Consider the following 23,030-nt stretch of genomic DNA (forward strand, 5'->3'; position numbering starts at 1 on the left):
TTTTATTACAAAACAACAGGTGAAAGTAGCTAAAATGTCTTTAAAAATGTAAGGGTTTTGTGCGTTTATTCGTCCAGTTGTTGGTGTTATCAGCGCTAAGGGTGTAACTCAGTTACTTTTTGTTGCCACTCAATATGCCACTGGTTGAGTTTGTCGATAGGCATAGGTGCCGCAATAAAATAGCCTTGTGCCAGCTGACAATTAAGATCACGCAGTTGTTGCCATATCTGGATATTTTCTACCCCTTCCACAATAGCGGTTAAAGAGAGGCGATTACTCAAAAATAGGCAAGACTCGACAATCGCTAAAGCTGTGTCGCTGGTTGTAATGGCTTGGGTGAAACCCATGTCAATCTTCAGTGATTCAAATGGTAGGGTTTCAAGTTGTTTTAAAGATGAAAAACCAGTACCAAAATCATCGATTGATAAGGTGAAGCCATTCATTCCTAAACGAGAGGCTGATTCAAGCGCACGGCCAGTATTTTTCACCATGTCTGATTCCGTCAATTCAAAATAGACTTTATGGTGCAAGTTGGGGGTGAGCTTAGCTCGTTTCAGGACATTGTCGACAAAACCTGGGGTGCTTAATGTTGCCGACGTGATATTGATAGCCACACGTTTCGCTTTTAGTAATGCGGTATGTTCAATGATGTAGTTTAGAGTATATAAGGCTAAATCAGCGTCTTTACCTAGTCGACTAACAAGAGGAATAAACTCGTTAGGGCTGATTAAGCCAAGTTTGGGATGATGCAGGCGCATTAGTGCCTCAGTTGATACCCAGTGACCCGTGGCGATGTCAACAATCGGTTGGAGGTAAGGCACAAACCAATGTTGCTGAAATGCTTTCTCTATGATGCTCTCATCGACCATGCTCGCTGTCGAAGGGCGGGCATACTGTGTCTCGACCTTTGTATTACGCGCACTTTCAATCATGCTCGCTAGCGTGGCGAGCTGTACTGGCTTTGCTAAAGCACCTAATAAATTTAGATGATAATCAGTACACATTTTACTGACTGAGCGGATCACTTCTTGGCTAGTTGCACTGGTGATGACCACACTACCTTTGAACGCTTGCTCTGCAATTTTGCTCAGAAAAGTAATCCCATCCATTTCTGGCATATTTAAATCGCACAGCAATAAATCTGGTGAAAACCTGACCATGGCTTCAAGAGCCTCTATACCTGATGAGGCCGTTTGGATTTCATCCTCTGGCTCAGTCAGCAACTGAGCCAGTTGGGTTGCCATTATTTGACGCTGGAAAGCGTGATCTTCAATTAACAGTACTTTCATTGAATGCAGAGACCTGCTGTTCTAGTTGGTGAATATGGTGTTCAATTTCTTTTAGCTGCTTTTTAAATACACTATCATCATTTGGAACTTGAGGTTGTTGAGCGAGTAGCTCCATATCTTCACAGGCTTGCGCTAACGATTGATATTCGACCATTCTTGCCGCGCCTTTCATGCGGTGACTTATTAAGGCTATGTTATCAATATCTTGAGAGAGCAATACTTGCTTTAGTTCGGCTAGGTCGGTTAAACAAGCTTGGTGATATTGCTGCAAAATTTGTTGGCATAATGCTGGGTCACCAAAAATATTACTTAAACTTGCAAGGCTAATGACTTCGTTAGCGGCCAGTTCAGTGATGCTTTGTTGCTCCGCGCTGAATGTCGCTTCTTTTACAGCGAAAGGAGAAGGTTCATCAGTAAATGTCTCATAAATTAAAGAGCCAGATATATTGCTACTCTCTTCTTGATTAGGCGTGAAATCCCCTAAGTCCCATTCATCGAGATCAAAACCACACCCTTCTTGCTGCGTGATATCGGCATCAGGATGTAGCCATAGAGCTAATACAGTATCAAGTTGCTGTAGTGTCACAGGCTTAAACAGGCATTGATCAAAACCATTGGCTTTGCAGTTCGATTTCTCGCTGGCGGCAGCATTGGCTGTCAGGGCAATAATCGGGATTAGTTTCCCCGTCGGTGTACGGAAACCTTGTTGTCGCACCGCCGATGCAAGGCCATAACCATCCAATTCTGGCATGTGGCAGTCCGTTAAGATCAGATCATAATCTTGCTGATGTAGTGCATTTAATGCTAATTGCCCGTTATCTGTAATATCAGCGCGATAGCCTAGTTGCAGCAACTGCTGAGCAATAATTTGCTGGTTTATCGGGTGATCTTCCGCTACTAAAATTTTAAAGGGCTTCAAATCGACATTTTCGTCAATGAGCGTTTCTACACACTCTTCCGTCACACTTAATTGATTGTTGGCAGGCGGTTGTAGCTCTCTGATATCGGAACGATAGCCCTCTGTAAATGCGGAAGGATTAGCTTGTACGGTCAGCACATGCTTTAGCTGCATTGGCATTAACGGTGACAGCGATAATATCCAGCCGTGCTCTGTCGGCTCTGGTGAGAGTAGACTTGATTGACGTAAGAATATCCATTTTACATGAGCAAAATGTTCGGCTATCCATGCAGGCGTCAGTTGTAGTGCTTGGTAGTCATATTCACTGATTATGAGAGTATTGAGCGCTTGTTTTTTCTCCTGTAATTGCAACGAGGCCAATAACTCTTGCTGGTTGTATGCTTCGATAGCATGTGTTTGTTCAGACCAGTTGTTCAAGTAGCCATATAAAGCTGAATGTTGCTCGTGCGGCAAGTTTATCAAGCCACAACTCGGTAATAGCATCGTGTATGTGGATGCGGTGATTACAGGAAGTGTAAGGTGAAAAATAAACTGACTGCCAATACCTACTTGGCTTTCTACATGTATTTCCCCCCCCATGAGTTGCACCAGTTGGCGGCAGATGGAAAGGCCTAAGCCTGTGCCACTAAAACGGCGTTCGCTACTAATATCAGCTTGTTCAAAAGGTTGGAATAGTGTCTGAATATCGCGGTCGCTGATACCAATTCCACTGTCTTCAATGATGAAGCGTAAAGTTTGTTGATTATCATGCAGGCTAGCCACATCAACCAATAGGCCAATATGACCATGATCGGTAAACTTGGTCGCATTGTTTAGCAGGTTATTCATGACCTGACGTAAACGAAGTGGATCAAAAGTCATGATTTTGGCAACCGTAGGGTCAACCCAAAGCTTAAATCGAACCCCTTTTTGCTCGGCGTGGACAACGTGGGGCTGAACCAACTCGTGGATCAAATTCGCCATGTCATAGGGTTCAGCGCTGAGGCTCAATTTTCCAGCTTCAACTTTTGAGAAGTCTAAAACGTCATTGACGATATTAAGCAAGTTATTGCCTGACTGCACCAGGCTGGTATGGATACTTTTAGCTTCTGGGCGGTAAACATGGGGTGCTAGTAGCTCGAGTAAGCTTAATACTCCACTGATAGGCGTGCGGATCTCGTGACTCATCATCGCAAGGAAACGTGATTTTGCGATTGTGGCTGCTTCAGCATCTTTGCGCGCAAGTTCAAGTTCGTGTTGCTGTTCTTTCATCGGCGTAATGTCGAGCAATATGGTATTCCACTGCCAGTCATCGCCCTGTGGCGTGATGTGGCAGCGAACCTCGATCCAACGCTGGCTTGTTTGTCGGCTCTTAAGCTGTAACTCTGTTTTCCAGTAGCCTTTTAAGCAGGCGTCACGCATAGCAGTGAGAATATCGTTGTTATCGTCACGCTGCTTTAGTAATCGGAAAATAAGCATAGGCTGAGCAAATAATTTACTCGCTGAAATACCGATGAGCTCATGTACTTTGTTACTAACAAAAAGCAATTTAATATCACTTGGGTCATCACTGCGCTGAACGTGCTGTAGCAAAACACCATCGAAGTTGTTGGTAAGATAAGTGAGTTGCTGCTCTACCTGCTTACGTTGTTTTACTTCATTGGTTAGCTTGCGGTTCCAGTACATGATAGTAAATATTATCAGTGCTGAAATGGCGCTGACGATGGCGCCCCATAGTAGTAATTCTTTATACGGGATGCCTTTGTGAACGGTTACGGTTTGCCATTGCTTATCTATTTCGCTGAACTTTTGTGGTGGAATAGCATTGAGCGCTTTATTCACCAAGTCTCGTAATAAGCGGTTATCTTTTGATACGGCCATACCGACGGGGTGATGGTATGAATCTAATTTACTGTCGATGATTTGTAAGCGGCCAAGAAATTCGCTTTGCAGTAATGAGGATGCGCTTGAGATCGATATAACAGCAACATCGATTTTACCTTTCATTGCAGCGGTGAGAAGTTCTTCATTATTGTCATAAAAGGCAAGGGGATTACCCTCAAACAGTTTTTTGCTTAATGCATGCCCGTAGCGGTTTTTAAGTACACCAATTTTACTTATGTTTGAGAACGGCTCTTGGCCCGTATTGTCAACCATGACCCAGCTCTCTTCGGTATAAGGCTGAGTACAGCTAATAAATTTCTTGCGATCTGCAGTACAAGTGACGGCTGCAATCATATCGAAATCTTGTGCTTCTAATTGTGGTAGCACACTTTGCAACGATGTTATCGGCATCGTAGAGACTGGTATTTTTAGCAGCTTGCTAATTTCGGCTAATATGTCGGCACTTATCCCTCTCATTATTCCCTCACTATCACTGAACTGATAAGGGAAGTCATTGGGGTGGTAAGCGACTTTTAAGGTTGAGTGACTATCAAGCCATTGCTGTTCTTCTGGTGTTAAATTCAGATTATTTTCAATGTTTAGGTAACGCTGTTGAGACGTTGTTAGCCAAGTATCATAAATTGATGCCAATAGGTGCTGGCTTAGTGATTCATATGCAGTATTTAAATCCGCAATGATAGTGGCATTGTTTTTGTGACTGGCAATGTAGAGCCTTTCATACGGAAGATCGGGTAACTCCTGGAAAGAAATAGCGCCACGATCATCTTCACGTGAAAGCATGTTTCGTAATGTAATGGCGTTACCAATGTAGGCATTTGCATCTCCAATCCGCATAGCATTAAAGGCTGCTGAACTAGATGAGTATTGCTCAATATTTAATTTTTTATTGGCTAATTGACGCAGTTGCTCTTCAATGGCAAAGCCACTTTCAACTGAAATCACTTGGCCCGTTAGGTCTTGAATATTCTGAATAGAAGGGTCTTTGCTCACGACAGCCATAGGTACCACAACCAGTGGTTTACTAAAGTGCATGATTTTTTTACGTTCAAATGTTGACGATACACCCACTAAAATATCAATTTCGTTGTTGTTAAATCCCTTAAGTACATCGTCAAAATTCGGGTAAATGACCGTTTGGGTTGTGTAACCACTCTTCTTTGCAATTTCATACACAATACTTGGTAGTAAACCTGCCATGTGACCGCGATCAGAGACATAAGTAAATGGTGCCCAATCAAAATTCGGATAGCCAATGCGCAGTACTTTATTTTGTATTGTGGGTATGGTCGTCGCAGGTTTTATATCCGTAAATATAGGCTGAACCTGAAGATCATTGGCTAGTGTGTTGAAAGTAGGGGCGATAAAACAAATAACAAACAGAATAACTCTTAACATGGTGTTGTGCTTCCTGATGCTTTAGCGGTCATTTGTTCTATCGGAGTTGCAAACGCATCGTCTTGAGCACGAAGTGTTTGATACCAAGTCGGTGGTTCGGCTAATGCCTCAAATGTCCAACGGGCTTCCATTAAATATTCACGCTGCTGGTGGGTCAGTGGTAATAAATTTAAACTAAATAGCTCAATTAATTGGCGTGCAATGACATGATCGAAACGAAAGTTCGGCCAAATATTCAGTAATGCTTGGCCTGCTTGTTTATATTGTTTTTCGTTAAATAAACATAGTGCCTGCTGGTAGGCTTGCGTTTCTGTGTTCAAAGAGTTCCGCTGGCGTTTAAGCCAGAGTTTTTTGAGTAAACGGTGTGAGGCGTTACTTTCATCATGACTCAACTTATCAAGCTTTGTAAGTGTACTTATTTCTGATTTTGTCATGCAGAGGTGACGATAGACTTTCTGCAAAATAGCATTGAATTCAAAGCTACTTTCTCGTAATTCTTCGGCTGTTGTAATGTAGTCATGTTGCAAATAGCGATAGGCTTTAAAGTTATCGCCTTTTTTCACTGCTTGCAGCGCTTTTAATACTGAGACAAAAGCACGATCTTCCACAGACAGCGCTTTCTGTGAAGTTTGCATTAGCCACTGACGCTCAATGGTATGTTTTTGAACGATCTCTTGCTCAATTTGACTCACAAATAAGAGCGCATGATAGCGAGGCATATCCCAAATAGAATATTGGATATGCACACAGGCTTCTCGTAGCCTTGAAAACGCACTTTGTGTGTTATTGACCTGTGCTAACCAAAAGATTGAAAACTGGCGTTCAAGATTGGTATTACTCAGTTGCTGAGCATGCTGCCAATATTGCATTGCATCTGTGAGCTGATGGTTTTGTAAGGCAATTTTCGCACTAAGGTCAAGTACTAGTAAATGGTTAGGGTGATTAAGGCGAACGGCCGTTAGCACCGAATTAGCAGACGTTAAATCTTGCTGTAATAAATACAGTTCAACGAGCAAGATCTGTGCAGGTAAGTGAGGGTGTTTAGGGACAAAGCTCGCTAATAAGGCCGTTGCTTTTTGGTACTCACCATCAAGGGTTAATCGCTTGCACAAAGCTGTAATCGCTTGGCGAAATGCTTTGGTGCTTTTTGCTTGCTGCAATGCCACTTTGGCGCCGGAAACCCCTGAAAGTTTAAATCCAGTATGGACGTGATTATTGAGTTGACGCTGAGAAAAGCTAGCTTGTAGGCGCTGTTGTAGAGCATCGGTACGAAGCGGTTTGATCAGGTAGTCGTCTGGTTCAAACTCAGCAAAACCCATGAATACTGGGATTGAATCTTCTGCTGTGATCACAAATACCATTGGCGAATGTGCCAGTAGTTTTTTTTGCGATAGATGCTCAAGTAGTTGCAACCCAGTGCTGCCATGGCCAAGATTAAAATCAATAAAAAGAATATCGAACACTTTGTTCTGACACATCTTAATTGCATCACTGGCGTTGGTTGCCGTGTGGATATTGGCAGGGTTGAAACCACAGTTTTGTAGGATCAGCTTGGTCGTCTGTTGGATGATCGAACAGTCGTCTACAACAAGTACAGAGCTATCTTGCCGCATTAAATTTATTACCTTACTCAAGCGTATATTAAATTATACATAGCGTTATATCCCTGTGGGTTACCTGAATCTGGTAAGTGTATAGCTTAACGTTATTGCTAAGCAGCATTCATCCTGAAATTTACATTGATACAAGGAATGGGTATTTTTCGCAGATAATAAGTGAGAGCGGTATTTTTGGCAACAGACAAAATACTATTCAGTATGTTATGTGGTTAATGTGTTTTTTTTGTGTGAAATATTATCATCATTACCAGTTTACAGTTTGCAGTACTGTTTGGGTGGTAGTAATCGAAAGGATTTAAAAAAAGGCATAAAAAAAGCCGACCCTAAGGTCGGCTTTTTAACAACAATTCAGAAGTCTAGATTATAGAGATTCTGTGAAAGTACGTGCGATTACGTCTTTTTGTTGTTCAGTCGTTAGAGAGTTAAAACGCACAGCGTAACCCGATACACGGATAGTTAGCTGAGGGTAGTTCTCTGGGTGCTTAACTGCGTCTTCTAGCGTTTCGCGGTTAAGAACGTTAACGTTCAGGTGTTGACCGCCTTCGATGCCTGCTTCATGGTGGAAGTAACCATCCATAAGACCAGCAAGGTTAGCTTTTTGCGTATCAACTTCTTTACCTAGCGCGTTTGGCACGATAGAGAAAGTGTAAGAGATACCATCTTTAGCGTCAGCAAACGGTAGTTTACCTACAGATGTTAGAGATGCTACAGCACCTTTCTCATCACGACCGTGCATTGGGTTTGCACCCGGTGCGAAAGGAGCACCTGCTTTACGGCCATCAGGCGTGTTACCTGTTTTCTTACCGTATACAACGTTAGATGTAATAGTAAGAATAGACTGAGTTGGGATTGCATCGCGGTACATTTTCAACTTACGGATTTTGCCCATAAATGTTGAAACTAGTTCACAAGCGATGTCATCTACACGTGAGTCGTTGTTACCAAATTTAGGGTAATCACCTTCGATTTCAAAGTCGATAGAGATACCGTCTTCGTCACGGATAGGCTTAACTTTTGCGTACTTGATAGCAGACAGTGAGTCAGCAGCAACAGATAGACCAGCAATACCACAAGCCATTGTACGACGAACGTCACGATCGTGAAGCGCCATTAGAGAAGCTTCGTAGCTGTATTTGTCGTGGCTGTAGTGAATGCTGTTTAGTGCAGTCACGTACTGTGTTGCTAACCAATCCATGAAGTGATCTAGACGATCCATCACATCAGCGTAATCTAGAACTTCGTCAGTTACTGGCGCAGTTTTAGGACCGATTTGCATTTTAAGCTTCTCATCAACGCCGCCGTTGATAGAGTAAAGCATAGTTTTTGCAAGGTTAGCACGTGCACCGAAGAACTGCATTTGCTTACCAACAACCATTGGCGATACACAACAAGCGATAGCGTAGTCATCAGAGTCCATGTCTGGACGCATTAGATCATCGTTTTCGTACTGGATAGAAGAAGTATCGATAGATACTTTTGCACAGAAACGTTTGAAGCCATCAGGTAGCTGCTCAGACCAAAGAACAGTGATGTTCGGCTCTGGAGAAGGACCCATAGTGTATAGGCTGTTTAGGAAACGGAAGTTTGAACGCGTTACTAGCGTACGTCCGTCAAGGCTCATACCACCCATTGATTCTGTTGCCCAGATTGGGTCACCAGAGAATAGCTCATCGTATTCAGGCGTACGTAGGAAACGAACCATACGTAGCTTCATTACGAAGTGGTCGATCATTTCTTGTGCTTGAACTTCAGTGATTAGGCCTGCAGCGATATCACGTTCGATGAAGATATCTAGGAACGTAGAAGTACGGCCTAGAGACATTGCAGCACCATTTTGTGATTTAACTGCAGCTAGGTAGCCGAAGTAAGTCCACTGAATAGCTTCTTGTGCATTAGTTGCAGGACCAGAGATATCACAGCCGTATTTAGCTGCCATAGTTTTGATCTGACCTAGAGCACGGTGTTGCTCTGCAATTTCTTCACGAAGTTGCATAGTCATTTGAACATCTTCGCCAGACTCGAAACGCTCTTGTAGAGACGTGAATTGAGCGAATTTGTCTTTCATTAGGTAGTCGATACCGTAAAGTGCTACGCGACGGTAATCACCAATGATACGACCACGGCCGTATGCATCAGGAAGACCAGTCAGAACACCAGACTTACGACATTTCATGATGTCAGGCGTGTAGATATCGAATACACACTGGTTGTGTGTTTTACGGTATTCAGTGAAGATTTTAGAAACTTCAGGGTCTAGCTCACGACCGTATACTTTGCATGAACCTTCAACCATACGGATACCACCGTTAGGGATGATAGCACGCTTAAGTGGCGCTTCAGTCTGAAGGCCAACAATCGTTTCAAGATCTTTGTTGATGTAACCTGCGTCATGCGCAGTAATGGTAGAGATAACAGAAGTATCGAAATCAACAGGAGCATGAGTGCTGTTTTCCTGTTTGATACCTTCCATTACTTGAGTCCAAAGCTTGTTAGTCGCTTCAGTACCTTCAGATACTAGGAAAGACTCGTCACCCTCGTAAGGAGTGTAGTTTTTCTGGATGAAGTCACGAACGTTTACATCGTTCTGCCATTCGCCAGCAGCGAAACCTTCCCAAGCTTTAGCAAATTGCTCAGCCATTGTATACCTACCTATATTCTATTCAGTAGAAAAAATAATCGTGTTATCGACATCTAAAACTTAGTGATGGCCTTGGCCTTTAAGTTCTGGACGGCGATGGATAATCCAATAAGTCATACCAACTAAGAAGCCACCACCAAGGATGTTACCTATGGTTACAGGGATCAGGTTGTTAAGAACAAAATGACTTACCGTTAAATCTGCGAATTGCGATGGATCAACACCTGCCATGGTCCAAAATTCAGGACTAGCGAAAGAGTGAATCACGATACCCATCGGAATCATAAACATATTAGCAATGCTGTGCTCAAAACCACACGCTACAAACATAGCAACAGGGAGCAGCATTACCATAATTTTATCAGTTGCGGTTCGACATGAAAATGTCATCCACGTCGCAAGGCAAACCATCAGGTTACATAGCATACCCAATACTACGGCTTGGCCAAAAGTATGGTGCAATTTATGTTGTGCAATTTTCATTGCATTGATGCCCCATTGGCCGTTAGCGCCCATGTGTTGCTGTGCAATCCAAATGCAAGCGACAAAGAAAGTAGCACCAACAAAGTTACCTAAGTAAACAACAACCCAGTTGCGTAATAGTTGAGCCGTTGAAATACGACCACTTGCGCGAGCAACTGTGGTGAGTACTGAAGAGGTGAACAGTTCACCACCACAAATAACGACAAGAATAAGACCAAGACTAAATGCAAGACCACCAACAAATTTGGCCATGCCCCAAGGCATATCACCAGCACCTGTTGTCACTGTGGTATAGAAAACAAAGGCGATAGAAATAAATACGCCAGCAGTAATAGCAAGGAAGAAGGATTGTAGTGGGTTCTTCGTTGCTTTGTAGACACCAACTTCTTCGGCTTTATGCGCCATCGCTGGTGGCATGAGGGCGTCAAACGGGTTGTTTTCAGTCTTCAAAGGAATGCTCTTTAAGTTCAAATTTTTGCTGACTGAATAATAGCAAATGGCAGCGCTCAAAAAGTTGACCCAGATCATGGCGGTGAAATTATATAACAAGATGGGTCGATTTGTTATATGTCATACAAACCTAAGTGTTTGTTTTTATTGAGTATAATTTTTTTGATAAACACTAAAAAAATTTTAATGTAATTTACTTTCACCTTCGTAAGGTGAAATTTACACTTTAGGGTTAGTTTCGTAATTTCAATAAGATAGTAAGAATAAATGCGGGTTTCTAGAAGTGAGTGATGTTTTATAGAAACAAAGATTTCAAAGAGATTGTTAAAACAAAGTTGTATTATTAATCAATACCTTGTTAAAAATGTCGTTTATCTTTGTTGAGACAAGTAAAAAGGATGATACAGGGTAACCTTACCATCCATTATTTTGTTACAAAGTGTGATCTATAATCGATATTGTATGATTTTTATTCGCTTTTTGTCGCTTGTAGTAAGAATTCAACAATTTCTGATGTGCTGGGAATTGCTTCATGTATTAGATCATCTGATGCGTCATAAGAGCGTATTCTCGTTTCTACATCCCTTCAGACAGTAACGCTAGTCTCTTGTCATCAACATGTCTCATTAGAACTCAATGGGTGAGTTGTGCCTAATGAATGGGGAGCAAGAAGACAGAGCTAAAAATGTTGTAGTAATGGCTTATTTTTCTAACACATATTTTACCCAGTAAGCAAAACTAGAATATTTTTCGTACATTTTGACGCTTATCTCATCTTAATGGTGCGACCAGTGAAAGTTGTCACAGATTAGCTGGAGTGGCTGTAGCAGAATTGTGTGGCTTAATAAAAACGATCACGCATCTTGTGCTGATCAAAAATTAAATGTCGAAGTAATATGCTGCTTAATAGCAAGTATGCAGATAAGTGGATGACGCCTCGACATAAAAACGAGGGATACGATGAAAACCAAGATTGCTAATTACATTGATGGCTTACGAGATGATTATATTCAAGCTGTCCAGCATTTAGTGTCGATGCCAAGTGTGTATCAAGATGATGAGAGTAATACGCCATTTGGGCAGCCAATTGATGACTGCCTGACTGCGACATTAGCATTTTGTGAAACCCTAGGCTTTTCAACTTATAAAGATCCTGAAGGCTACTATGGCTACGCTGAGATAGGGCAGGGCGAGCAGATGATTGGGGTGCTTGGCCACCTTGATGTTGTGCCTGTTGGTGAACTTTCTGCCTGGGATTCCGATCCGTTTGCGGCAGATATCCGAGACGGTCGTATATACGGTCGTGGCACCCAAGATGATAAAGGCCCGACGATTGCTGCCATGTTTGCAGTGAAAGCCCTACAAGCCTGTGATGTTGCTTTTACTAAACGAGTACGTTTTATCTTTGGTACCGATGAAGAAACACTGTGGCGTTGTATTGACCGCTACTGTGCTAAAGAAGAAATTCCACAATGTGGCTTCACACCTGATTCTGCTTTCCCACTGATCCACGCTGAAAAAATGTTGATCCAATCTTACTTGAAGTGCAGTGGAGATGTAGATCTTAGCCTTAAATGTGGCGGTGCACTGAACGCCGTACCTGAGTTAGCTCGTTATCAAGGGCCTTTACTTGAAGAGTTGGTTGCTGCACTTGATCAAATGGGATTTGATTTTAGTTGTGAAGATGATGAGCTGACTGTCTTTGGTAAAGCGGCGCACTCGGCATCTGCTGACACCAAAGGGGTGAATGCGATTGCACGTTTATGTATGGCGCTAGCCAAAGTGGGTGTTGAGCACCCTATGGTGCGATTCATCGCTGAACAAGTAGGTGAAGATGCGAATGCCAAAGAGATTTTTGGCTCTGTAGAAGATGTGAGTGGTCGATTAACCTTCAATGTGGCGCAGCTTGAGATTAATGAAACCAACAGCCAGTGCGGTATTGATATCCGTGTGCCTGTTACCTTCAGTAAAGACGATTACGACAACGACATCAAAGCGGTCAGTGAACAGTATGATCTGCAATACGAAGAGTTTGATGTATTGCCGTCCCTTTATATGCCAGCGGATAGTCCAATTATCCAGAGCTTAATGAAAGCATACCAAGATATCAGTGGCGATATGGAAAGTAAGCCAATGACTTCTGGTGGGGCGACCTATGCCCGCGCTATGCCAAATTGTGTTGCGTACGGGGCGATTTTCCCTGGCCGCGAGAAAGTTGAACACATGCCAAATGAATACCTCATTATCGATGACATGCTTAAAGCGATGAATGTGTATGCCAATGCCATTTATCAGCTACAGGGAGTAGAGCTATGACAACGGCAACAGAAAAAAGCCAACCAGTAAATGCGAAAAAATCATTCAAGATGCCAACGGTTTATACCATCTTGTTCATTATTATCGCTTTAGTGGCTTTGCTGACATGGATTATGCCAGCAGGTAAATATGACTACATGGTGAACGGTACGGATCAGATCATACCGGCAGCCGAAGTGTTGGATTACAACGGGGGTGAGCGTTTACTGCCTATTCCTGGTTCTTATCAAGAAATTGAATCATCCCCACAAGGTGTGATTGATGTATTGATGGCACCGATCAAAGGCTTCCATAAAGCCGTTGATGTGGCGCTATTCGTGCTGGTTATTGGTGGTTTCTTAGCGATTACCATGCGTACTGGGGCGATGGACTCAGGGGTTGCGGCGATTGTCCGTAAATTCCGTGGCCGTGAGCAAATGCTGATCCCTGTTTTGATCACCTTGTTTGCATTAGGGGGGTCAACCTACGGGATGGCGGAAGAGACCGTTGCATTCTGGGCGGTGATCTTACCCGTAATGGCTGCGGCTGGTTATGACCGTATGGTTGCCGCGGGGATCATCTTGCTTGGTTCTGGTGTGGGGGTATTGGCATCAACAGTAAACCCATTTGCAACAGGTATCGCATCTGGTTTTGCAGGCCTACCGATTGGTGATGGTATCGGTTTGCGTGTTATCCAACTGACCGTGCTGATTGTTTTAGCGTCTTGGTTTGTTATGCGCTATGCCGCGCAAGTGAAAGCGGATAAATCAAAATCTGTGCTTGCGGACATTGAATTTGAAGATGAATTCTCTCACATGAAAGAAGACACTGGCGAATTCACCACCAAGCAAAAACTGACCATGAGTGTGTTCTTCGGCGCATTCTTAGTCATGATTTACGGTGTTATTCCATGGGAAGACATGGGCATCACAGCCATTCCGACATTGTGGTGGTGGTTCGATGAACTTTCTACTCTGTTCTTGGCATCAGCGATTTTAATTGCTGTTATCAACCGCATGTCTGAAGGTGATTTCATCAAAACCTTCATGGAAGGGGCAAAAGACCTAATTGGTGTTGCGCTGGTGGTTGCCGTAGCACGTGGTATCTACGTTGTTATGGATAACGGTGTGATCATCGATACTATTCTTAACTGGGCTGAAGGTATGGTTACGGGCTTGTCATCTGGCGTGTTCGTGATTGTGACTTACCTGGTTCATATCGTATTGAGCTTCTTTATCCCTTCTACCTCTGGTCTTGCAACGGTTTCTATGCCGCTAATGGCACCATTGGCTGACTTCTCGGGTATTGGCCGCGATTTAATTATCACCGCTTACCAATCAGCAAGTGGTTGGATTAATATTTTTGCGCCAACGGCGGGTCACTTAGTGGCTGGTTTGGCATTGGCAAAAATACCGTATGAACGCTTCTTGAAGTGGGTTATGCCATTCGTCGTCATGGTATTTGTTGCTACTATTCTTGTCTTGTTCGTTGGTGCGGCACTGCTGTAAATCTGTCGTTCACACAACAAATAGCATAGATATTAAAAGAGGTGTACCTAGGTACACCTCTTTTTTTATGGCTATTCAGTGAAAGCATCGAGCTTGCTAAGCGCTTAGAGGCTTAGAGGCTTAGAGGCTTAGAGGCTTAGAGGCTTAGAGGCTTAGTTATTCGTTACGGTAAACTCACTTAAGCGGTTTCTCTGATCTTCCGCTAATTGCGATAAGTGACCACTTGCTTCAGCTGTTTGGCTAATACCTGCCACATTTTGGCTGATGATATCGTTGATGTTATTGATATTCAGAGTGATGTCCGAGATTGCACGGCTCTGTTCATCAACCGATGCCGTCACATCACCATTCACTTCACTAATATGGCGCAGTGCTTGGGTAATGGATTCAATTTGTAGGCTCGTTTGCTCAGCGATCTCGTTATTCTCTTTTACCTTAGTTAGGCTGTTATTAACCGCTGTAACAACCGTTGAAGATTTGCTTTGCAGTTGTTCGATAATAGTTTGGATTTGCTGAGTCGATTCTTGTGTTTTGGCTGCCAATACACGTACTTCATCGGCAACAACCGCGAAACCACGACCACTTTCCCCCGCACGAGCGGCTTCAATTGCTGCATTTAGTGCTAGCAGGTTCGTTTGTTCAGAAATGCTGTCGATGACAGTAATAACTTCACTGATTTTGATGCTCTGTTCATTAAGATCAAGCACCTGCTCTGATGTTTCGTTCAATTGCAGGGTTAATTCTTGTGATAGTTCACGTGACTGCTGGGCAATCGCGGTACCTTCAGCACCCATTTCCAATGCTTGTTGGGCGCTATCATCAGCGGTTCTGGCGTAACCATCGACCTGTGAAGCGGCGGCTGAAAGCTCTGTTACTGCATGGGTAATTTGTTCTACTTGCTGCTGCTGTTCACGACCGTTGACTTCACTTTGCGTCATTACTGCTGCTAGCTCGGTTGAAGAGGTAGCGACTTCATCACCAACACCACGAAGGGCACGAATAGTTTGATTAAGCTGTGAAATAGCATCATCAAGGCTAGCACCAAGCATACCTAACTCGTTTTTACCTGCGATGTCAGTACGGGTAGTCAGTTTGCCTTCTGCCAGTGATTTTACTGCTAAGTAAAGGTTTTGCATTAGGTTACTGATCGCATTGGCTAGTAGCAAACTCATTGCCATAGATAGAATGATAGCAATGGTAGAGGCGATGATCTGACTTGAAGCCACAGAGCCGAGCAGCTCATGTGAGCGTCCAGATAGTTCCTCTGTGTGTATGATTGCATCTTGAGTGAGGCTGGTGATGATATCTGTATTGACGTTACCCAAGTCAATCATAGCTGTCACGGCTTTTGCTTTTTGTGCATCAAGCGCGATGATTTGAGTAACTTGTTTTTCCCACTCATCAGCGTGGTTGATCAGGGTCTGTGCTTCTGGCCACTGACGGAAAGATTTTAGTTCTTTGATCAGCAAACGCGTTTGTTCAAGTGCTTTACTTGTCGCGTCACTATTTTGACCTTTTACACCTTCTGCAATTTCAAACAACATTAAACCACCAATACTTGAAATATCGGATAGTTTATTGGTCCAGAGGGAAATATCTTCGCTATTACGGTGACTTGCAACCGCACTATCAGCATCATTAATATCGTTTGTGATCCAACTTGTTGCATCATATATTGCGTTAATATTTTGACGATGTTGGCGGACGTACTGTGAATTAATCGTATATTGATTAAAGTTGCGAATAAATTTATTAAGTTCAGATTTAACGTCAGGTGTTAGCGCAATATTATCTGCTTTTATTAAATCACTATAACTTTGCTGAACTTTGGCGTAATTGTCATTGTTCGTAGCTACCATTTTATCTAAGCGATCATAGAAACCTAGACCATATATAGATGCCATGCGGCTAACATCTTGTAAATCTTGAAATTCTTTCAGTGTTGCATTAAAAGAAATGTAGTTGTTTACCGTGTTTGTATTTTCTTCTACGTCAGACAGTAAGCTTTGGCTTATTAATATGGTAATAATAAAACAGATAATTGCAAAGGCGGAAGAAAGGGATAGTAATATTCTTAATGGAATGTTTTTTATAGTATTTGTCATGTCTCATCTACGTCTGAAGTATGTATTAATAGAGTGTGTTACTTTTATTGTTATTCTTTTATTTAGTAAATATTAGAAGACTAATATTTTGTTAGGCATTATATACGCAGATAAGATGTTTTAAAGGGGGAACATGAAATTTAGGAATAAATTCCTAGTAAGTAATAAAATAAGATATGTGTTATTTATATTAGTTCTTTACATTCATTCATAAAGTTATATTTAATATATAAAGTGCAATTATGATTTCATTTAATCAAACAGTTAAAAAGAGGCAATGTGTTAGTTTTGCCTCTTTTTTAATGCGTTGATCTATGAGTTATCTAACACTAATCACATTGCAGGAAACAATATTTGGTAAAGGTAACCTGCGCTGATTGCCATTCCAAGAATGACAACAAGGAACGCGATAATCATTTTATTTTTGAAGATCGATTTTAATAGAATAACTTCCGTTAGACTTGCACCCGCACTACCGATAATTAATGCCATTACTGCACCTAATCCCATGCCTTTTGCGGCTAATGCTGCACTAAGCGGGATAACTGCTTCTGCACGAATATAGAGTGGAATACCAATCACGGCTGCGACAGGAATGGCAAAGATATTATCGTCGTTCGCTACACTTGCAACCCATTCTGTTGGCATAAAGCCATAAATCATCGAGCCAACTGCAATACCACCAATCAGGTAAGGAAGTACCTTTTTGAAGTCTACCCATGTAGATCGCCATACTCTAACCCATTTACTAACAGGCTTAGCCTTGCTGCCACAACTTGAGCCACAGCCTTTAGATGCTGGTGCTTCATAAGCTTCTGGTTTGATATAACGCTCAAAGCCTAGCTTTTCGAGTGTGTAACCGGCAATAACGGAAACACCCATCGCAACCATAAAGTAGAACACTGTCACTTGTAGGCCAAAGGTAACCGCAAACAAGCCAATAATAATTGGATTTAGCAGTGGGCTAGCAAACAAAAATACCATCATGGTGCCAAACCCTGCTTTAGCGCGAAGTAATCCTTTTAGAAACGGAATCGTTGAGCATGAGCAGAAGGGGGTAATTGCGCCAAGGAACGCTGCGATGATATACCCTTTTCCTCTCTTTGCACTTAAGATCTGCTGGATCTTTGCTGGGGAAATATACTCTTGCAAGATCCCAACAGCGTAGCTGATAAGTAAAAATAGGACGGTTAGCTCAGCAGCAAGAAAAACAAACATATCTAAGGTGTCTTTTGCCATAGTGAGCATGCTTGGAGTGATCATAGTAAGCCTTAAATTTTATAGTTAAATCTACATTTCTGGAATAGTCGAAATATAGGCGCAATTAATTTCATCGTCAATATATTTCTGCTATTATCGAAATATAAATTACCGAGATGAAGTAAGGCCAGAAGTTATGGATATCGAATTTTTTGCTAAGGCCCTGAAAGAACTAGGTCATCCGACACGTCTTCAGATTTTTAAGCATTTGGTAAAGTCGGGTCATCAAGGCTTAGCCGTTGGTGATATACAAGAAGAGTTGGGTATTCCTGGTTCAACCTTGTCACACCATATTTCAAGTTTGGTGGCGGCAGGTCTAGTTAAGCAGCATCGGGAAGGGCGAACGCTTTATTGTGTGCCACAGTATGATGCCTTACAGCAAGTAATTGATTTTTTGCAGGATGAATGTTGTAGCCGAGAGGCATAAGGTAATGTGAAGAGAGTTTATGCTTTAATATTGGTACCTAACGTACGAATATTTTGTGCAGCTCCTTCGCTGTTGTAGGTCATTTGATGCTTGCCGCGGCTTTGCTGGAATAAGTTATTTAATTTATGAAAGCTTAGCTGTGCACGTTGAAGTGCTTCACCATTAATTTCATTGAGTTCTTTACAGCGAGCGGCGCAGGCTTTGATGGTATTAACAGACTCGATGTGAGTTGGGGACTCTGTTAATAGTTGACGTTGAGTATGGCTAGCAATGAGGTGGTCTTGTTGTTGGACCTTATGGATAAGATTGAGTTTTTCTTTAGCAATACGCTCAATTTCAGTAGATTGACGCGAGACGATAGCCCCTTTTTCCTGCTCAAGAAGGCGAGACAACGACATTAATGTTGCGTGTTGTAATTCAAGCAACTGATCTATGGTCTGAGACATCTAAGGTTACCGATGGTTAGCAGGAAATTATGAATTGTTATGGTTAAAGGGAAGGGTTACTTCCCCTTAAATACCACGTAACTCATCTTCAAATTTTGTCATATTTGATGCAAGTTTGTCAGCATCAACTTTGTACGAGCCATCTGCGATAGCTTGTTTAATTTCGGCAACTTTTGCGCTGTCAAAACTGGGTTCAGCTGCAAGTTGTTGGTGGATTTGTCCCACTGCTTTTCCTTGTGCGCTAAGGGATACAGCATCATTTTTCACACGCGGGCTCGACGCAGCAGCAGCAGCAGCTGTCGATGGCGCATCAGATGATGTACTACCTACTTTGGTTTGATTACTACGCGTAGTCGGAATTGGTTGTCCGGTACGGAGCTGATCGATATTTGCCATAAGATTAACCCTTTGAACAAAATACTGATTGAATATTCAAGTACCTAATAGAGGTAGCTTGGGTATCTACTATCGGCCGTGAATATTATAACTTTAGCACCTAAATTAAAAATTTACGGTCACTTCACCAACACCCGTAACGATACCATCGACCACACGTTTGGATTTGTTATTTTGGATGCGGACTTGTTCGCCAAGTGCACCATCACCTAGCGCAGTACCATTGGTGACAATATTCAGTCCACTACCACCTGCACGGATTAACACTGAATCATTACGGCACACCAAGCAAATATCATTGCCTTCAATCGTATCGCCCATATTAACGCCACGTTTTACTTTAGAACCAATAACTTGGTTTGGATCTTCAAAGCTAACACTGCGTTGGAAGCGGTTTTCAACCAGCTTTATGGTGAGGTCTGATGCTGATAGCACAGTGCCTCTTGGCAAAGGTTTAGTTGCAACAACACGTGGTAATAGTAGCTTTACTCGCACAGGCACATATACTTGCCAGCCTTCTGATGGACAATTGATAAGTACAGTGACATTGCCGGTCATTGATTGTTTGCCGGGAACAGAAATATTGAGAGGAACGGTACATTCAGCGAGGCGTAATCGTGAATCAAGCTGGGTTGCCGTTACTTGTAGCTCGCCGTTTTGTGGTGCTGATAGGCTGTCAGTGACAAAATCCTCTGCCGTTTGCTGTACGGTATGTAGATAATTTGTACTTGTTCCATGTACAATAGTGCTAAAGATAATCGCGAAGATGCCGACTATCAGTAATAAGGGTGAAAAATGTGCTTTATTTGTCACTGTTTTACTCATATTAACAATATTGCAGGGGCTGAAATCGCAAGTGATGAAGTCCATAATATGTGATTCGCAAATAGATTGCTTGCGATCACCCGCTTAAATATAAAAATCTTTAGATGGAGTCACCTGTATGACGGGAATACTTGATTCAGTGAATCAGCGCACCCAGCTTGTCGGCCAAAACCGTCTGGAACTACTTACGTTCCGCTTAAACCGACGTCAGCGTTACGGCATTAACGTTTTTAAGGTGAAAGAAGTTTTACAGTGCCCTAAATTGACCACCATGCCTAACCTGCACCCATTGGTGAAAGGTATTGCACATATCCGTGGTCAGACTATCTCTGTTATCGATATGAGCCTAGCTACTGGCGGTCGCCCAATCGATGATCTGAATAATTGTTTTGTTATCATTTCTGAATTTAACCGTTCAATTCAAGGTTTCTTGGTTTCATCTGTTGAGCGTATAATCAACATGAACTGGGAATCGATTTTGCCGCCGCCAAAAGGTGCTGGTAAAGCGAACTACCTAACGGCCGTGACAGAAATTGATGGCGAGCTAGTGGAAATCTTGGATGTTGAAAAAATCCTTGATGAAATTTCACCAGTGAACACCGACATTACAGATACAGTGCTAGAAGAGTTGATTGAAGACTTTACGGCAGTACGCCGTGTACTTGTTGCCGATGATTCAAGTGTGGCACGTAAACAAGTTCAGCGTGCTATTGAAGCGATTGGCTGTGAATGTGTGTTGGTTAAAGATGGCCGTGAAGCCATTGTAAAACTGCGTGAAATGGCGAAAGAAAGCAGTATCTATGAACAGTTGGCGCTCGTTATTTCTGATATCGAAATGCCGGAAATGGATGGATACACGCTGACAGCCGAAATTCGTAACGATCCTAATTTAAAAGATCTTCACGTTATTCTTCATACTTCGTTGAGTGGTGTTTTCAACCAAGCTATGGTTGAGCGTGTGGGGGCTAATGCCTTCATTCCTAAGTTTAACCCAGATGAACTCGGTGCAGCGGTTAAAGCCGCCATGCCAGTTGAAGCATAATTAAAGATTACAATTGGCTTATTAAGCAGTGATTTTATTAGCTGAGTAGGCCATGAGTAACAAAAAAACGCTGAAATGCAACCGTGTATTAAAGAGTAGTAGATGACAGCTATAACAATAAAAGACCAAGAATATAAAGACTTTTGCCGATTTCTAGAAGCTCAGTGTGGCATTGTCCTTGGCGACAGCAAACAGTACTTAGTGCGTAGTCGCCTAAGTCCATTAGTCAGCCGATTTTCGCTATCATCTCTGTCTGAATTATTGCAGCAAGTGATCACTGGCCGTAATCGCGAACTTCGCGTTGCAGCTGTTGATGCGATGACGACAAACGAAACTTTATGGTTCCGTGACAGCTACCCGTTCACCGTGATGTCAGATAAAATTCTGCCAGAACTTGCAGCGAACAAACGACCACTTAAAATTTGGTCTGCAGCGAGTTCATCAGGTCAAGAACCGTATTCACTGGCGATGACAATCTTGGAAACTCAAGCTCGTCGTCCAGGTTTGCTGCCAACTGTTAGTCTAACGGCTACAGATATTTCGCAAACAATGCTAGATACTTGCCGTGCAGGTGTGTATGACAACCTAGCATTAAGCCGTGGTTTATCACCAGAACGTCGCCGTATGTTCTTTGAAGACAATGGTGACGGCCGCATGAAAGTGAACGACAAAGTGAAGCGTATGGTTAACTTCCGTCCGCAGAACTTAAAAGACAGTTACGCGCTATTAGGTAAATTCGACATTATCTTTTGTCGTAACGTATTGATTTATTTCTCGCCAGAGATGAAATCAAAAGTACTTAACCAAATGGCGGCATCACTTAACCCGGGTGGTTATTTGTTCCTTGGTGCATCTGAGTCGTTAACTGGTTTGACTGATAAGTTTGAAATGATCCGCTGTAACCCAGGTATCATCTACAAGCTAAAATAATCAGGTTGCAGCCAGCGCTCACGCTGGCAATCAGTATGGGCGTGGTCTAAATATTGGGTTGTAGCGATACAATCGAGCAGACCTAACGTTTCGTACTGGTTTTAATATGGCATTGCTTCATTTAATTGTTCTACCAATGTATGCGGGCAATGCCACCTTTATCCTCTTTATTTACGCGCTGCTTATTTGATTCACCCGATAAGCGAACGACGCCGTTTTTCATTCTTCATTTTTATATATTCCTCAAACCTAAAACTTGGCATTGTCTTTGCATTTAACTACTCAGGTTAATTGGAGGCAGCTATGTCCATTTCTTTTGATAAAGCATTAGGTATTCACCAACATACGGTTGGGATCCGCGCTCAGCGTGCAGAAACTCTAGCGAGTAACCTCGCTAATGCCAATACCCCTGGGTATAAAGCAAAGGACATGGATTTCGATCGCGCACTGAAAGCGGCAAAGTCTGGGGCAAGCATTGGCCTTAGCCGTACCAGCGAGCGGCATATCTCTGCCTCAACTAAATTAATGGGCGAGCAAATGTACCGTGTGCCAACGCAACCCGACACTGGCGACGGCAATACAGTCGACTCTCAATTAGAAAAAAGTTTGTTCATGCAGAACTCACTGGAATACCAAGCATCACTAGATTTTCTTGGTTCTAAATTTCAGAACATGTCCAAGGCATTGAAAGGGGAATAATAAATGAGCCTATTTAACGTATTTAATGTGGCAGGATCTGCCATGAGTGCAGAATCGGTTCGTTTGAATACCACTTCAAGTAACCTTGCGAATGCGAACAGTGTGAGTAGTTCTGCAGAAGAAACGTACAAAGCACGTCACCCTATTTTTGCGGCGGAATTGCAAAGTGCCAGTTACCGCCGTGAAGACAGCGTGCCTGTCCAAGTGAAAGGCATTGTTGAAAGCCAAAAGCCGTTGCGTGCTGAATACAACCCAGCTCACCCAATGGCGAATGCTGAAGGTTACATCTACAAGCCAAACGTTAATGTGATGGAAGAAATGGCCAATATGATTTCTGCATCGCGTTCCTATCAAAGTAATGTGCAAGTAGCTGATGCAAGTAAGCAAATGCTGATGAGCACATTACAGATGGGCAAATAG

At 42.6% G+C, this 23,030-nt stretch carries 17 protein-coding genes; 7 read left to right on the forward strand and 10 right to left on the reverse strand.

Translation table 11 applies throughout. From position 1 onward, the window contains the following. Positions 1 to 95: 95 nt before the first annotated feature. The 5 genes from OCU87_RS04145 to focA all read right to left on the reverse strand — a co-directional run bounded on the left by OCU87_RS04145 (position 96) and on the right by focA (position 10,644). Complete coding sequence (locus OCU87_RS04145) at positions 96 to 1,289, reverse strand: EAL domain-containing response regulator (RefSeq protein ID WP_261857882.1); 1,194 nt, start codon at positions 1,287 to 1,289, stop codon at positions 96 to 98. Beyond that, a complete protein-coding gene (locus OCU87_RS04150; protein ID WP_261857883.1) occupies positions 1,270 to 5,487 on the reverse strand; it encodes a transporter substrate-binding domain-containing protein in 4,218 nt (1,405 codons plus the stop codon). The genes OCU87_RS04145 and OCU87_RS04150 overlap by 20 nt, the downstream gene beginning before the upstream one ends. After that, positions 5,481 to 7,100: a response regulator gene (locus OCU87_RS04155; RefSeq protein ID WP_261857884.1), complete on the reverse strand. Its 1,620-nt coding sequence runs from the start codon at positions 7,098 to 7,100 to the stop codon at positions 5,481 to 5,483. Before OCU87_RS04155 ends, OCU87_RS04150 begins: the two co-directional genes overlap by 7 nt. 367 nt (positions 7,101 to 7,467) lie before the next feature. After that, entirely contained in the window at positions 7,468 to 9,744 is a 2,277-nt protein-coding gene (pflB, locus tag OCU87_RS04160) for a formate C-acetyltransferase (RefSeq protein ID WP_094958890.1), read from the reverse strand. Between the two features lie 60 nt (positions 9,745 to 9,804). Beyond that, the gene (focA, locus tag OCU87_RS04165) at positions 9,805 to 10,644 is read right to left on the reverse strand and encodes a formate transporter FocA (RefSeq protein ID WP_062688155.1); all 840 of its coding nucleotides are present in this window, start codon (positions 10,642 to 10,644) and stop codon (positions 9,805 to 9,807) included. Positions 10,645 to 11,637: 993 nt separating this feature from the next. Here focA and OCU87_RS04170 point away from each other — a divergent pair. Both OCU87_RS04170 and OCU87_RS04175 read left to right on the forward strand, forming a co-directional pair. Continuing rightward, complete coding sequence (locus OCU87_RS04170) at positions 11,638 to 12,993, forward strand: M20 family metallopeptidase (protein WP_094958725.1); 1,356 nt, start codon at positions 11,638 to 11,640, stop codon at positions 12,991 to 12,993. Next, the gene (locus OCU87_RS04175; protein ID WP_062688087.1) at positions 12,990 to 14,480 is read left to right on the forward strand and encodes a YfcC family protein; all 1,491 of its coding nucleotides are present in this window, start codon (positions 12,990 to 12,992) and stop codon (positions 14,478 to 14,480) included. Before OCU87_RS04170 ends, OCU87_RS04175 begins: the two co-directional genes overlap by 4 nt. A 152-nt stretch (positions 14,481 to 14,632) precedes the next feature. Here OCU87_RS04175 and OCU87_RS04180 read toward each other — a convergent pair whose 3' ends face one another. Both OCU87_RS04180 and OCU87_RS04185 read right to left on the reverse strand, forming a co-directional pair. Further along, positions 14,633 to 16,585 carry a methyl-accepting chemotaxis protein gene (locus OCU87_RS04180; RefSeq protein ID WP_261857885.1) on the reverse strand — a complete coding sequence of 651 codons (1,953 nt, stop codon included), beginning with the start codon at positions 16,583 to 16,585 and terminating at the stop codon, positions 14,633 to 14,635. A 333-nt stretch (positions 16,586 to 16,918) separates the two neighbouring features. Beyond that, positions 16,919 to 17,824: a permease gene (locus OCU87_RS04185; protein ID WP_205049172.1), complete on the reverse strand. Its 906-nt coding sequence runs from the start codon at positions 17,822 to 17,824 to the stop codon at positions 16,919 to 16,921. A 157-nt stretch (positions 17,825 to 17,981) separates the two neighbouring features. Here OCU87_RS04185 and OCU87_RS04190 point away from each other — a divergent pair, with 157 nt between their 5' ends. Next, positions 17,982 to 18,272 carry an ArsR/SmtB family transcription factor gene (locus OCU87_RS04190; protein ID WP_062688089.1) on the forward strand — a complete coding sequence of 97 codons (291 nt, stop codon included), beginning with the start codon at positions 17,982 to 17,984 and terminating at the stop codon, positions 18,270 to 18,272. A gap of 17 nt (positions 18,273 to 18,289) precedes the next feature. Here the strand turns inward: OCU87_RS04190 and OCU87_RS04195 are convergent, their stop codons facing one another. From OCU87_RS04195 to flgA, 3 genes are all read right to left on the reverse strand, one after another. Beyond that, complete coding sequence (locus OCU87_RS04195) at positions 18,290 to 18,718, reverse strand: flagella synthesis protein FlgN (RefSeq protein ID WP_062688090.1); 429 nt, start codon at positions 18,716 to 18,718, stop codon at positions 18,290 to 18,292. A 66-nt stretch (positions 18,719 to 18,784) separates the two neighbouring features. Next, positions 18,785 to 19,114 carry a flagellar biosynthesis anti-sigma factor FlgM gene (flgM, locus tag OCU87_RS04200; RefSeq protein WP_261857886.1) on the reverse strand — a complete coding sequence of 110 codons (330 nt, stop codon included), beginning with the start codon at positions 19,112 to 19,114 and terminating at the stop codon, positions 18,785 to 18,787. Between the two features lie 105 nt (positions 19,115 to 19,219). Beyond that, entirely contained in the window at positions 19,220 to 19,927 is a 708-nt protein-coding gene (gene flgA / locus OCU87_RS04205; RefSeq protein ID WP_083540798.1) for a flagellar basal body P-ring formation chaperone FlgA, read from the reverse strand. 130 nt (positions 19,928 to 20,057) lie between these two features. Here flgA and OCU87_RS04210 point away from each other — a divergent pair, with 130 nt between their 5' ends. The 4 genes from OCU87_RS04210 (at position 20,058) to flgC (ending at position 23,030) form a co-directional block, all read left to right on the forward strand. Then, the gene (locus OCU87_RS04210; RefSeq protein ID WP_094955856.1) at positions 20,058 to 20,981 is read left to right on the forward strand and encodes a chemotaxis protein CheV; all 924 of its coding nucleotides are present in this window, start codon (positions 20,058 to 20,060) and stop codon (positions 20,979 to 20,981) included. Positions 20,982 to 21,083: 102 nt separating this feature from the next. After that, the gene (locus tag OCU87_RS04215; RefSeq protein ID WP_062688092.1) at positions 21,084 to 21,911 is read left to right on the forward strand and encodes a protein-glutamate O-methyltransferase; all 828 of its coding nucleotides are present in this window, start codon (positions 21,084 to 21,086) and stop codon (positions 21,909 to 21,911) included. Positions 21,912 to 22,214: 303 nt separating this feature from the next. Further along, positions 22,215 to 22,610, forward strand: a complete 396-nt coding sequence (gene flgB / locus OCU87_RS04220; protein WP_062688093.1) for a flagellar basal body rod protein FlgB — start codon at positions 22,215 to 22,217, stop codon at positions 22,608 to 22,610. A 3-nt stretch (positions 22,611 to 22,613) separates the two neighbouring features. Further along, entirely contained in the window at positions 22,614 to 23,030 is a 417-nt protein-coding gene (gene flgC, locus OCU87_RS04225) for a flagellar basal body rod protein FlgC (RefSeq protein WP_048899751.1), read from the forward strand.

This window comes from Photobacterium sanguinicancri (assembly GCF_024346675.1).
Classification (GTDB): Bacteria; Pseudomonadota; Gammaproteobacteria; order Enterobacterales; family Vibrionaceae; genus Photobacterium; species Photobacterium sanguinicancri.